Raw genomic sequence first — 12,984 nt, forward strand, 5'->3', positions numbered from 1 at the left:
GGATTTTTTTATTGCTTATATTCGGGAATATTCTTACAATTGAGTGGGAGGTGTTTTCGATATTAATCGCATCATTAGCCGATCGATCCATCATTAATCTTTCACACATTCATCAAAAGGAAAGTCTTCTGGCTCTTCGGGAAAAAGAACGGTTCTATTGTTCCCGGTGCCATACACCAGTCGTCTTAAAAGTCGGCGACATAAAAATCCCCCATTTTGCCCATAAAACGCTTTCAGGTTGTGACTACTCCCATGAACCTGAATCTTCCTTGCATCTTCACGGTAAACTTTCACTCCTTCAATTCTTCCAAAACCGACAATTACAATGTGAACTTGAAAAATTCTTGCCGGCTATTCGCCAACGGGCAGACTTGCTCGTAGAAGGGCGAACAGCGATCGAATTCCAATGCAGTACGATTCCCCAAAAAGATGTGGTTCATCGGACAGAAGGCTATATGCAGCTTGGAATTGAGCCTATCTGGATTGGCGGCTTGGATGATCCCCCTAATGAATCCATCCAAATAATCCGGCTGAAAACCTATGAAACCGAATTGTTTCAGCACAAGGGCCAAAATCCATATTTGCTGGCTTTTTGCCCTAGCGAGAATCGCTTTTATTATTATTCAAATTTGTTTTATGTGAGCGGCAGCCGAAGAATTGGCAAAGTGAAATCTTTGGATGCTTCACGCCAATCGTTTCCATTTGCTGTACCAAAGCGCCTGAGTAAAGAAGAATTCGCACAGGTTTGTGGACTATTCTCCAAAACTCGGCAGCAATTCATTCAAAGCCAGCTGTTTGCAAAGAACCGGATGCAAAATCTTTTTTGGCGTGCCTGCTATACGCTCCAGCTGGATATGAAAAAGCTACCGATTTCCATTGGACATCCGTTTATCGGTGCAGAAATCTTTCCGCAGCATGCCGTCTTGTGGCAGTTGCTTGCCGTTGAAGCGTTCAACGGGCAGATTTCAATGGCAAAGCTAATTGAAAGCGGCAAACTTGTATTGGCAGATCCGGGCCATTTTGAGAAAGCGGTAGCCTTGCTGGAACAATACTTGGAGCTTTTCGTTATTTTGGCGAGCCAGCCAGATAACTTTACAATGATGTATGAGCTTTTATATGATTACTATTGCAATAGCGTATGAAAATTGAGAAAATAAGCTATAGTTCGACTCCCGAAAGAGCGGGAAAAGGAGGAAATGGAATGGCTGAAAAATTATTGCTCAGAGATGAAGTACCTGCAGAACTTACATGGAAACTGGAAGATATATTTGAAACCAATGAAGCGTGGGAACAAGAATTTAAAGAAGTGGCGGAACTCGCGGAGAAATCCGAATCCTATCAAGGAAAATTGAAAGACGGGGCAAACGCTTTGTACGAAGTGCTGGTGTATAAAGATGAATTGATCCAGCGCCTGCAGCGCCTATACACGTTTTCGCATATGCGTTATGACCAGGACACGACCAATTCAACCTATCAGGCAATGGACAGCCGCATTAAAGCATTTTATGCAAAAGTGGCGACCGGCTTGTCATTCTTGACTCCGGAAATTTTGGCAATCGAAGAATCGACGTTAGCGTCATTCATTGAAGAACATGACGGGTTAAAATTATACAAACATGCCCTCGAGGAATTGAATAATATGCGTCCGCACGTGTTGCCTGCTGAACAAGAGGCCTTGCTTGCGCAAATGTCCGAAGTGGCAAACTCTTCTTCTGAAACGTTCAGCATGCTGAACAATGCAGATTTGGAATTTCCGGAGATCGAAAATGAAAAAGGCGAAAAAGTGCAGATTACTCACGGAAACTATTCGAATTTCCTAGAAGGCACTGACCGCCGAGTCCGCGAAGAAGCATTTAAAGCGGTATATGCGACTTATGGCAAATACCGCAATACTTTTGCTTCCACCTTATCAGGAAATATTAAGCGCGATAACGTAAATGCACGCATCCGCAAATACGAATCCGCTCGCCAGTCCGCTTTGTCTGACGACCATATTCCGGAAAGCGTTTATGATAATTTGGTAGAGACGGTCAATAAGAACCTCCATCTGCTGCACCGATATGTGAAATTGCGCAAAGAAGTTCTGGGGCTTGACGAAGTTCATATGTGGGACATGTACACGCCGCTTGTTAAAGAAGTGAAAATGGAGATCCCCTATGAAAAAGCGACAGAAATCATGCTTAAAGGCCTGGAAGCGCTAGGTGAGGAATATACCGGCATTGTGAAGCACGGCATTGAAAACCGCTGGGTAGACGTCAAAGAGAACAAAGGGAAGCGGAGCGGAGCCTACTCGTCAGGTGCTTACGGCACAAACCCGTATATTTTGATGAACTGGCAAAACAACGTCAATAATCTTTACACCTTGGCACATGAGTTCGGGCATAGTGTGCACAGCTACTACACGCGTTCAAACCAACCGTACGTCTACGGCGATTATTCGATTTTCGTCGCTGAAGTAGCTTCGACGACGAATGAAGCCTTATTGAATGAATACATGGTGCGGACTACTGAGGACGACCAGGAAAGAATGTATTTGTTGAATTACTGGTTGGATGGGTTCCGCGGCACCGTCTTCCGCCAAACGATGTTTGCAGAGTTCGAGCATTTGATCCATAAGATGAACCAGGACGGAGAAGCTTTGACGGCTGACCGCTTGACCGAAGTTTATTACGATTTGAATAAGAAATACTTCGGGGAAGACGCGGCAATCGACGAAGAAATCGGTTTGGAATGGACGCGGATTCCACATTTCTACTATAACTATTACGTCTTCCAATACGCTACAGGATTCAGTGCAGCGACTGCTCTCAGCAAAGGCATTTTAGAAGAAGGGCAGCCGGCAGTTGAACGGTACATCGACGAGTTCTTAAAAGCAGGAAGCTCGGATTATCCGATCGAAGTGCTGAAAAAAGCGGGCGTCGACATGACATCGCCTGAACCGGTGGAAGAAGCTTGCAAAGTTTTTGAACAAAAACTCAACGAACTGGAAAAATTGTTGCTGAATAAATAAAAGCAAAAGGAGCCGGAGTACCAGCCGGCTTCTTTTTTGTATATCAATATAATAAAAAGGGACATTTAAGAATTTATCTTTACAGCAATATGACAAATTTGTGAAATCCTTTGTGAATTATTGCATTAACTATTATTCCGTGATAAAGTTAGGTTGTGAAATAAATCACATACAAACATACACCCCTTTGTTTGAGCGTGAACATTTCTCCCATCCCCTTTGTGTAATACCGAAAGGCGCCTTCCGGACGTGGAAGGCGCCTTTCACTTTGCCGATTTTTTCACTTAAATAGAAAAAATAGCCTTTCGCAGCTGCGAAAGGCTATTTTAATGTCCATAAAGTCTGGCCGGGCAAATTGATGCGTTCGAGTTTTTGCTGAAGCAATTGCTTTTTCAATTCCCGTTCCGCATTTTGCTCCGAAATATTGTAGATGGAAGCAACTTCGCCTGTAGCCATTGTGGAATATTTGATAAATAATTCATCCAAAGAAGGCGGAGACTGCCGATTTAAATTTTCTTCTCCGGACATTTCTTGAAGAATGGTTTGATAGACATCATATGAATAAAGTCCAGTCACTTTGACACCTTCGTCTTCAATGCATTCATTGAAGAAAACGACACTCGGCACTTCGTCAATTTCCATTTCCCGTGTGATCTGCAAATCGCATTGGAACGCTTTCGCCGTATTGACTGAGTGGAAATCCTGCTTGAATTCCTCTAAATCCAATTCAGATTCGCCGGCAATCGAAAGCAAAACGTCATAAGAAGAAACATCTTTTGTCTTCAACAAGAGATGTTCCTGAAGTTTATGCAAGAATCGGTTGCCTGCTCGTCTCCCTTGAAGTTCAGCAGCCTTCACGGCTACGGAAGCAAGGACAGGATGGGAAAGGTTCTCGGTATCGATATTCGGTGCTTGGGCCGCATTATTAAGATTAAACAATTTTGTGCTTAAAACGAATCGCATCGAAAAGTATTGGCCGTATTCGATTTGAAGTTTACGGACGATGGATTGCAGCTCCCAGCATTGCGGGTTTAACGGGTCGAGAAAAATATAAAGTTCCATGGGCTTCGCCGGCTTCGGGAGATCCGGGCTTTCCTGAGTCAGATCTAATTGATTCACACTAACTCCTCCTCGCTATCTTGCTCATTCACCATGTGGTGAGCAGTCAAAACAAGACGTTGGTAAAAGACTTCGCGGAATTTGCCTGTCAATCCCACTTCATCCATCGCTTCGCTCATGCACTCAAGCCAAGCCTGTGCCCGCTCCGGCGTAATCGGAAACGGATGATGGCGTGCCTTTAGCCGCGGATGGCCGTGCTCTTCAGAATATATATTAGGTCCACCTAAATATTGGGTCATAAATTGTTTTTGTTTTCGAGCTGTTTCAGTAAGATCCTTAGGAAAAATAGGCTCAAGCTTGGGATGCTTTGCCACTCGCGCATAGAACGCGTCAATTAACTGCGACAAGCGTTCCGCACCAATTTCTTCGTACGGAATAATTGGTTTTCCAGTCATTATTGAGTCTCCTTTGCTTTAGCTGTAGATTCATTCTATCAACGCAACGGAAATTTCTCAAATAAATCGATTGAAAGTGGAAAAGACAGGGAATAGGGTTAGGCTGAAATTTGGATCAAGACTGAATGGATTTCATGAATCGGGCAATTTTTTTATCAGCAGGACGCAAAGGGATATCCTGTTCTTTCAAGAATTCCAGAAACTGTTTGCGGCCACGTTCCGCATTTTGCACTTCAAATTCCACTTCATAGTCTTCAGATTCGCCGTATTCGGAGTGATCAATGACCAATAAGCCATCTTTATAAGAAAATTCGATCCGGTGGGTTGTCAAAGAACCGAATCGTTCAAGGTCTTTTTCCCCGACGCCCAATTCATCTAGTGCCGCGCTGATTTCCGGCGCATGAAACGAAACGCCTTCCAGCATGTTCTGGGCTTGCTCTGCCGTTAGGGAATCGGTAATTTCAAAGTTTCCTTCCGGAGCGGGGGTTTTCAGTGTGCATTCAAAGTTTTCATCTTTTACACGAATACGCAATGCGCAGCGCTTCGCTTTTAAGTCGAACCCTTTTGTGTCGAAATAATGGTTGGTCTGCGTTTGGATCTCTTCCGCCTTCACGTCGAAAGTTTTCAATAAGCGGCTGTATTCCTGTTGGTCCAACATGTTTTTGTATTCAATCTCAAGTTCTTTTGTCATTTTAGCTTCACCTCATCATTTGTATTTATTATGGGATAATTTTAGCTGAACTGCAACGGACAGGAGAGCTGTGTTAAAATATGACTGTAGATAAAAACTGGAAAGGATGCATCCCTTTGCGTAAATTAGTACAAGTATCAGCGGGCCTCATCGAAGGCAAAACCATCCAATTTCAAGTGAATGCGGCTGAACCTGCGGAAGCAGTTGAAGCAGCCGGGAAAATGCTGACGGACACAGAAGCGTGTGCTTTTGTCTATCTGGCCGATACCGGAACCGAATATATTTATGTGCATTTTAAAGACCACACTTGGCCGCTTTTAGCGGAAGCGTTGAAGCGAACGGAAGTTGTTCCTCTATTGGTTTGGGGAAAACAAATCATGCCTTTGGATGCATTTCACGAAGAACTGGGCATGCTCCTTGAAAATATCGAAGGCAACGATAATTATGCAGAAGAATTCCGTACGGCCGTCGAAGAAGTTTTTCATGAGAGATTAGCTTCACAAGCTTAAAGAGGGTTAGGAGGATTGGGTATGGGCCAATGGGATCGTTTTCTAGCACCGTATAAACAAGCGGTGGATGAATTGAAGATTAAATTTAAAGGCATGCGCCAACAATTTGAAACGGACAATACAAATTCGCCGATTGAATTCGTCACAGGCCGTGTAAAGCCGTTGGCAAGCATTTATGATAAAACCCTTGAAAAAGGGATCGCATTTGAACCGTCGGAGGAATTGGCGCATCAGATGCAGGATATTGCAGGGCTTCGCATGATGTGCCAATTTGTCGGAGATATCCAAACCGTCGTCACCTTGCTGCGGCAGCGGAACGACTTGCGGATTGTTGAAGAGAAGGACTACATCTCCCATGAAAAACAAAGCGGCTACCGCTCATATCATGTCATTGTGGAATACCCGGTCCAAACGATCAATGGGGAAAAGCTGATTCTCGCTGAAATCCAGATCCGGACGCTGGCGATGAACTTCTGGGCTTCCATTGAGCATTCGCTGAATTATAAATACAAAGGCGTTTTTCCCGAAGAAATCAAAAACAGGCTGCAGCGTGCTGCAGAAGCAGCTTTCCAGCTGGATGAAGAGATGTCGCAAATCCGTGACGAAATCCAGGAAGCGCAAGCTTACTTTACGGAATTCAAGGAATCTTCAGGTACACATTTTCCAGCAGGAAGAGAAGGGGGACCATCTAAGCGATGAAATTTTTTATCATATCGAGAACCGATGAACTTTCAAATGAATTGATGGCGACTGCGCGGGAATATTTGCAGGACTTTGGGTTGGAATGGAGCGAAGAGGCGCCGGATGTTGTGCTGTCTATTGGCGGAGACGGAACTTTCCTGCATGCATTCCATAAATACCGGGATCAATTGGATACAGTGGCTTTTGTCGGAATACATACCGGCCACTTAGGGTTTTATGCAGACTGGAAACCGATCGAGATTGAAAAGCTAGTGTTGTCGATTGCGAAAAAAGAATACGAAGTTATCGAGTATCCTTTGCTTGAAGTCAGCATCCACTATTTAAACAAAGCCGAACCGTCCGTGTACTTGGCACTGAACGAATCGACCGTCAAATCGCCGGATGTCACGCTAGTAATGGATGTCTTTTTAAATGAAGGGCATTTTGAACGTTTCCGGGGAGACGGGCTCTGCATGTCCACGCCTTCGGGCAGTACCGCATACAATAAAGCGCTGGGCGGAGCCATTATCCATCCATCCCTTCATGCGATGCAGCTGACGGAAATGGCATCGATCAACAACCGCGTTTTCCGAACGGTCGGCTCTCCGTTAGTGCTGCCAGCCCACCACCGATGCGCGCTTCGGCCCGTGAAAGCGCCGGATTTTATGGTCACCGTTGACCATCTGCAATTGCTCCATAAAGATGTGAAGTCCATCGAATACCGGGTAGCGGATGAAAATGTCCGATTTGCCCGTTTCCGTGCCTTCCCATTCTGGAAACGTGTACACGATTCATTTATCGATAGCGAGGTTTAAAAGTGGAACACATGAACGCATTTCAATTAACTTATCCCGTGAAAACCTCCATGCTGCTGCGCGATGCGTTGAGCGGCTGGGGGATTTCCAAGCGGACTTTGGCATCTGTAAAATATGGCGGCGGAAAAATCCTGGTGAATGGTCGTGAAGTAACGGTCCGGCATGTCGTTGAACAAGGCGATGCCGTGACCGTTATTTTTCCTAAAGAGGAATTGGGAGGAGGGCTGCAGGCGGAAAGCGGCCCGTTGAAGATCATTTATGAAGATGAAGCTCTGCTGATTGTAGATAAGCCGCCGCTTCAAAATACGATTCCTTCAAGGGAGCATCCTACAGGGAGCCTGGCCAATATTGTCGCCAAACATTTTGAAGACCACGGCGTGCCGGCAACATTGCACATTGCTACCCGGCTTGACCGTGATACTTCAGGGCTCGTATGCATCGCGAAAAATCGCCATATCCATCATATGCTCTCGATGCAGCAAAAAGAAAAAATCATGAAAAGGCAATACGATGCACTGGCCCATGGAATTTTTGAAGAGAAACAATTTACGATTACGGCGCCGATAGGACGCAAAAACTCCAGCATCATTGAACGGGAAGTCCGTGAAGACGGGCAGTTTGCTGAAACCGAAGTGGAAGTGATTCGGCAATTCGACGCTTATGCTCGGGTGAAGCTGCAATTGAATACGGGCAGAACGCATCAGATCCGCGTCCATTTAGCCCACATCGGCCATCCTTTAATGGGCGATGATTTGTACGGGGGCATTCGCGACATCATTCCCCGCCAAGCTTTGCACTGCAGCAAGCTCCATTTGCTCCATCCGGTCACGGAAGAGCCATTCGCCTTTTCTTCTCCATTAAACGAAGATATGGAACAATTGATTCACGAATAGAGGTGAAATTTCTCAGGCTGGAACGGCTGCTTCGATGGGACAGAAACCAGTTCCTTTTCCGGGAAGCGAAAAGCAGTCAGCGAGCCGCCAAACACACAGCCGGTATCGATATTGGCCGTCCGATTGATGAGATAGGGTTCTTCTGTCGGCGTATGGCCGTAGACAATCCATTTAGCGCCTTGGTAATTTTTCGCCCAGTCTCTTCTGACGGGGCGGCCATCGGCATGGAATTTGCCGGTCGTATCTCCATAAAGAACAAAAACCGCAATGCCTTTGCTGATTTTTGCTCCGACCATTTCTTCTTTGATGCCGGCGTGGGCAACTACCAAATCTGGGCTCAGCTGCAGGTAGAGCGGCAGTTTTTCGTAGAACTGCAAGTAACGGGTCCGGAACTCCGACTGCTCTTTTTTTGGCAGCCGCTGCCACTCGTCGAGCGTATTTTCAAGTCCGTGGCCAATCTGGACTTTATTGCCTTTAAAAAACCGATAAAGTTTGTTGCAATGGTTTCCGGGGGAATAGTATAAGATGTCCGCGTCCTGCATTTTAAATAAGAGGTGCAGGACATCAAGCGAGGCAGGGCCGCGGTCCATTGCATCTCCGACGAACACAAGGCGGCGGCCGTCTGGATGCAAGTAAAGCCCGCCTTGTTCCCGGTATCCAAGTTCACTGAGTAAATCCAGAAGTTCCTGGTAGCATCCATGAATATCGCCAATAATATCAAATCCCATGAAAAAACACCTCTTTAATCTTGATTATCTTTATACATAGTGTAACGTATAGAATGGTGAAATTGTGTGTTGAGATTAGGGAAGGAGGGAGTACGCCAAATGGAAGAAATGAACCAGAATGATCGTGAAATGGATCATGAAATGATTTTAGGTCTTCTGAATCGAGGGGACGTCGAAGGCTTCAGAGAAGAGTTTTTGACGCATCACCCTTATGATCAGGCGACATTTTATGAAAAGGCAGATCAAGATATCCGGCATTTGATGTATCAGTATCTCTCTCCGAAGGAAATGGCGGATATTTTTGAAGCCATTGAAATTGATGACGATGAATACGAAGATCTCTTCAAGGAAATGAATGCCAATTACGCATCGGACTTGCTATCACATATGTACACGGATGATGCAGTGGACATTTTAAATTTGCTGAACAAAGAACAAGTTGCTACGTATTTGACGATTATGGAAAAAGAATCTGCGCGGCAAATCAAAGATTTGCTCCATTACGAAGAATATACGGCTGGTTCTATCATGACGACGGAGTTTGTTTCCATTCCGAAAAACTCCACTGTCCGGTCCGCGATGAATATTTTGCGAAATGCCGCGCCGAATGCGGAAACCATTTACTATGTTTTTGTTGTCGATGAAGACAAACGCTTGTCTGGGATTGTCACGCTCCGGGATTTGATCGTTTCGGATGAGGATACGTTGATCAGTGCAATTATGAATGAACGGGTAGTCAGTGTTTCGGTCAGCGAAGACCAGGAAGAAGTTGCCCGCATGATCAAAGACTATGACTTCCTGGCGATGCCGGTCGTTGATTTTCAGCAGCATTTGCTCGGCATCATTACAGTCGATGACATCATCGACGTTTTAGATGAAGAAGCTTCAGACGATTACTCGAAACTGGCTGCAGTATCTGATATGGATACGTTTGATAAGGGGCCGTTTACGGCAGCGAAAAAACGGCTGCCTTGGCTGATTTTGCTGACATTCCTCGGAATGCTGACTGCCAATTTGATGGGAATGTTTGAAGCGACGCTTGATAAAGTGGCGCTCCTTGCCGTCTTTATCCCGTTAATTGCCGGGATGGCGGGGAATAGCGGAACCCAAGCGCTGGCCGTTGCCGTCCGCGGGATCGCGACAGGCGATATCGAAGAAGAAAGCAAGATGCGGCTCCTGTTCCGGGAAGCAGGCACTGGATTGATTACCGGAATCGTCTGCGGAGCGGTCGTGGTTGGCCTGGTGTATTTTTGGAAAGGCGAGTTGCTGATCGGCGCTCTTGTTGGAGCAGCGGTCTTCGGTTCGATCTTTGTCGCCACTTTAGCCGGCTCTTTTATCCCATTGTTGATACACCGGCTAAAAATCGACCCTGCTGTTGCTTCAGGGCCTTTCATCACTACGTTGAATGATATCATTTCGATTTTGATCTATTTAGGATTGGCTACAACATTTTTAGGTCAGCTATAGAAAAGTGCGAATTGCACTTTTCTTTTTTATGAGGTAATATTAGTACCAGGTAATAATATAAAGCTACAAATGATGATTAGAATAAGAATTGCAGGAGGAATCGGAATGTCGATATCATTGGAAGGCAAAACTTACGTAATTATGGGAGTAGCCAATAAACGAAGCATCGCTTGGGGAATCGCGCGGTCTTTGGATCAATCCGGAGCACGCCTGATTTTTACATACGCAGGCGAGCGGTTTGAGAAATCGGTCCGCGACCTTGTCGCGACACTTGACGGGAACCACGACATCATTTTGCCGTGTGATGTAACGAACGATGAAAGCGTGGAAAACTGTTTTTCTACTATTAAAGAACAAGTGGGTACAATTGATGGATTGGCGCATTGCATCGCTTTCGCGAAAACAGAAGAGCTGGCTGGGAATTTCTCTGATACGTCGAGAGATGGATTCTTATTGGCCCAAAACATCAGTTCGTATTCATTGACGGTTATTGCCCGCCATGCCAAACCGCTTATGTCAGAAGGCGGCAGCATCATCGCGCTCACGTATATTGGCGGAGAACGCGTTATGCCGAACTACAATGTCATGGGAGTGGCAAAAGCTTCTCTTGAAATGTCTGTCCGTTATTTGGCTGCAGATCTTGGACGCCAAGGAATCCGGGTCAATGCTATTTCTTCCGGGCCAATCCGGACGTTGTCTTCTAAAGGCGTGAGTGATTTCAACAGCATCCTTCATGAAATTGAAGAAAAAGCACCGCTTCACCGCAATACGACGCCGGAAGAAGTCGGCGATACAGCCGTCTTCCTTTTCAGCAATATGTCACGGGGCATCACAGGCGAAACGATTCACGTAGACAGCGGCTATCATATCTTATAAGTGAAGAAAAAAGAGGCCATCGCATAAAAGCGATGGCCTCTTTTTACATAACGTTTTTTTCCATGGCACGGTGGGGAATCCCAGCGTCCATAAATTCGGGGGAAGTGACGGTGTAATTCAATTTTTCATAAAATGGAATGGCGTAAGACTGGGCATTAAGCTTTAAGGTTAGAAGCCCGGCTTTGCGCGCGTATTCCTCCATTTCATTCATCATCAACACCCCGACATGCAAACCGCGGTATTCCGGAAGCACGCAAACACGTTCAATTTTCCCGACGCCCATGTCCGTTTCCCGGATACGCCCTGCAGCGATTGGCTGTTCTAGTTCATAGCCGATAAAATGGACGGCTGTGTCGTCATATTCATCCAGCTCAAGGTGTACAGGGACACCTTGTTCTTCTACGAAGACTTTTCGTCTAATGTCAAAAGCGTGCTCTTTTTCTAAAGGAGTTTCTGCGATTTTAGCTTTTTGCAATTATTCCTCATCTCCTGTTAACCGGAATGTATCGTACACCGTCCAAGATCCGTCTTCCAATTGGTACAGCAGGTGGATGCGGTCGATGACTTCTTCATGGTTGACGCCGACCATTTTTAATTGACCGAAGATATCCGCGTGCTCGGAATCGGACATTTTTTGTGCGATTGTAATGTGCGGCACAAATGAGAAACGTGCTGGGCCGCCAAAAAAGTCAGAATGGAGATCTTCATGCAACGCTGTAATTTGGGAATTGTCTTCAATTCTGAAATAAAGCGTATTCGTCAACGGTGCAAAGCTGCTGACGCGAGTGGCATGGATTTTAAAAGGTTTATGCCGTTTCGCAATTTTAGATAATTCTTCTGAAATATCTTTAATCTCAGCATCGTCCGCTTCAAACGCATCTTTGAGCGTCATATGCGGCGTGATTTGCTCATAATGCGGATCGTACCGCATGCGGTATGAGTTTGCTAAATCTTGAAGTTTTTTGGATGGAAAAGCGACAACTCCGTATTTCATAATATGACCTCCTCGTCAGTAATTCCTATTTCTTATTTTATTATACCAAAAGAAACTTGAAAATTGTGAATGGCCGGTCAAACGCCGAAATTTTGTACAAGCGCACGCTTCAAGTCGGGCTGCCAATGCTTCCAAGTGTGGTCTCCATCGAATTCTTCATAGAAGACCGAAAATCCTTTCTCTTTCAGCAATTTGTGCAAAGTCCGGTTAGGTTCCAGGAAGTCGGCAGTGCCGCCATTGCTGAGCTTCACAGCTGTTTCCCGGGTCCCGATCACGTGATAGACCGTAAAAGGATGCGCAGATTTGAAATTCGATACTTTCTCCAACAACTCCTCGCCGACTTTTGGCGATTGGAGAATGACACGGCCAAAAATATTCGGGTAAGTTAGGGCGGCGCTTAATGAAACGGTCGCGGCAAGCGAATCGCCGATTAAAGCCCGGCCCATGCCTACCTGGTAGGTCGGATATTTTTCGTCAAGGAACGGAACGAGTTCGTGGGCTAAGAAACGCAGGTAAGCCCCGTGCTGTTCTCCGGTCGGTTCGTATTTGATGCTGCGTTCTTTCACGCTTTTATACGGAATGCCGACAAAAATAATATTTTCAATTTCTTTATTCTCCAATAATTCATCTGCCACTCTAGGAGCACGGCCTAACTGGAAATAGTCTTTGCCGTCGGATGCGATGACCAATGTGTATTTATATAAAGGTGAGTAATTATGGGGAAGGTAGACCAACAATTGCATGTCTTCTTGCAGCGCTTCACTGTAAATCGTTAAATCCTCCACTGTGCCTCTGTTCATAGATGA

At 45.5% G+C, this 12,984-nt stretch carries 15 protein-coding genes; 8 read left to right on the forward strand and 7 right to left on the reverse strand.

The genetic code is table 11. The features are described 5' to 3' along the window. Positions 1-11: 11 nt before the first annotated feature. Complete coding sequence (locus MTR82_RS00490) at positions 12-1,142, forward strand: competence protein CoiA (protein ID WP_246807357.1); 1,131 nt, start codon at positions 12-14, stop codon at positions 1,140-1,142. A gap of 59 nt (positions 1,143-1,201) precedes the next feature. Beyond that, positions 1,202-3,010: an oligoendopeptidase F gene (pepF, locus tag MTR82_RS00495; RefSeq protein WP_246807358.1), complete on the forward strand. Its 1,809-nt coding sequence runs from the start codon at positions 1,202-1,204 to the stop codon at positions 3,008-3,010. 321 nt (positions 3,011-3,331) lie between these two features. On the opposite strand, the gene MTR82_RS00500 is transcribed toward pepF, so the two are convergent. From MTR82_RS00500 to MTR82_RS00510, 3 genes are all read right to left on the reverse strand, one after another. Further along, positions 3,332-4,129 (reverse strand): ClpXP adapter SpxH family protein, encoded by a 798-nt coding sequence (locus MTR82_RS00500; RefSeq protein ID WP_246807359.1) that lies wholly within the window; start codon positions 4,127-4,129, stop codon positions 3,332-3,334. Next, the gene (locus tag MTR82_RS00505; RefSeq protein WP_052650978.1) at positions 4,126-4,524 is read right to left on the reverse strand and encodes a globin domain-containing protein; all 399 of its coding nucleotides are present in this window, start codon (positions 4,522-4,524) and stop codon (positions 4,126-4,128) included. Before MTR82_RS00505 ends, MTR82_RS00500 begins: the two co-directional genes overlap by 4 nt. Positions 4,525-4,639: 115 nt before the next feature. Continuing rightward, the gene (locus MTR82_RS00510; protein ID WP_246807360.1) at positions 4,640-5,215 is read right to left on the reverse strand and encodes a CYTH domain-containing protein; all 576 of its coding nucleotides are present in this window, start codon (positions 5,213-5,215) and stop codon (positions 4,640-4,642) included. A gap of 116 nt (positions 5,216-5,331) precedes the next feature. Here MTR82_RS00510 and MTR82_RS00515 point away from each other — a divergent pair, with 116 nt between their 5' ends. Genes MTR82_RS00515 through MTR82_RS00530 form a run of 4 tightly spaced genes read left to right on the forward strand, consistent with a single transcriptional unit; the run spans position 5,332 to position 8,113 of the window. Next, positions 5,332-5,724: a UPF0738 family protein gene (locus MTR82_RS00515; protein ID WP_246807361.1), complete on the forward strand. Its 393-nt coding sequence runs from the start codon at positions 5,332-5,334 to the stop codon at positions 5,722-5,724. A gap of 21 nt (positions 5,725-5,745) precedes the next feature. Continuing rightward, positions 5,746-6,423: a GTP diphosphokinase gene (gene yjbM, locus MTR82_RS00520; protein ID WP_279576944.1), complete on the forward strand. Its 678-nt coding sequence runs from the start codon at positions 5,746-5,748 to the stop codon at positions 6,421-6,423. Continuing rightward, positions 6,420-7,220 (forward strand): NAD kinase, encoded by an 801-nt coding sequence (locus MTR82_RS00525; protein ID WP_052650981.1) that lies wholly within the window; start codon positions 6,420-6,422, stop codon positions 7,218-7,220. Before yjbM ends, MTR82_RS00525 begins: the two co-directional genes overlap by 4 nt. A gap of 11 nt (positions 7,221-7,231) precedes the next feature. Further along, positions 7,232-8,113: an RluA family pseudouridine synthase gene (locus tag MTR82_RS00530; RefSeq protein ID WP_246807363.1), complete on the forward strand. Its 882-nt coding sequence runs from the start codon at positions 7,232-7,234 to the stop codon at positions 8,111-8,113. Here the strand turns inward: MTR82_RS00530 and prpE are convergent. Then, positions 8,104-8,841: a bis(5'-nucleosyl)-tetraphosphatase PrpE gene (prpE, locus tag MTR82_RS00535; protein WP_246807364.1), complete on the reverse strand. Its 738-nt coding sequence runs from the start codon at positions 8,839-8,841 to the stop codon at positions 8,104-8,106. The two genes, MTR82_RS00530 and prpE, sit on opposite strands and share 10 nt — an antisense overlap. 99 nt (positions 8,842-8,940) lie before the next feature. On the opposite strand from prpE, the gene mgtE reads away from it, so the two are divergent. Continuing rightward, positions 8,941-10,308: a magnesium transporter gene (mgtE, locus tag MTR82_RS00540; protein ID WP_246807365.1), complete on the forward strand. Its 1,368-nt coding sequence runs from the start codon at positions 8,941-8,943 to the stop codon at positions 10,306-10,308. 105 nt (positions 10,309-10,413) lie between these two features. Further along, the gene (gene fabI / locus MTR82_RS00545; RefSeq protein WP_246807366.1) at positions 10,414-11,184 is read left to right on the forward strand and encodes an enoyl-ACP reductase FabI; all 771 of its coding nucleotides are present in this window, start codon (positions 10,414-10,416) and stop codon (positions 11,182-11,184) included. 43 nt (positions 11,185-11,227) lie between these two features. On the opposite strand, the gene MTR82_RS00550 is transcribed toward fabI, so the two are convergent. The 3 genes from MTR82_RS00550 to MTR82_RS00560 form a co-directional block, all read right to left on the reverse strand. Next, positions 11,228-11,659 (reverse strand): GNAT family N-acetyltransferase, encoded by a 432-nt coding sequence (locus MTR82_RS00550; protein ID WP_052650985.1) that lies wholly within the window; start codon positions 11,657-11,659, stop codon positions 11,228-11,230. Continuing rightward, positions 11,660-12,178, reverse strand: coding sequence for a YjcG family protein (locus MTR82_RS00555; protein ID WP_052650986.1), 519 nt, complete (start codon positions 12,176-12,178; stop codon positions 11,660-11,662). It abuts the gene before it with no gap. Positions 12,179-12,255: 77 nt separating this feature from the next. After that, positions 12,256-12,978 (reverse strand): alpha/beta hydrolase, encoded by a 723-nt coding sequence (locus tag MTR82_RS00560; RefSeq protein WP_246807367.1) that lies wholly within the window; start codon positions 12,976-12,978, stop codon positions 12,256-12,258. Between the last annotated feature and the right edge of the window lie 6 nt (positions 12,979-12,984).

Source organism: Planococcus ruber (assembly GCF_022819085.1).
Lineage (GTDB): Bacteria > Bacillota > Bacilli > Bacillales_A > Planococcaceae > Planococcus > Planococcus ruber.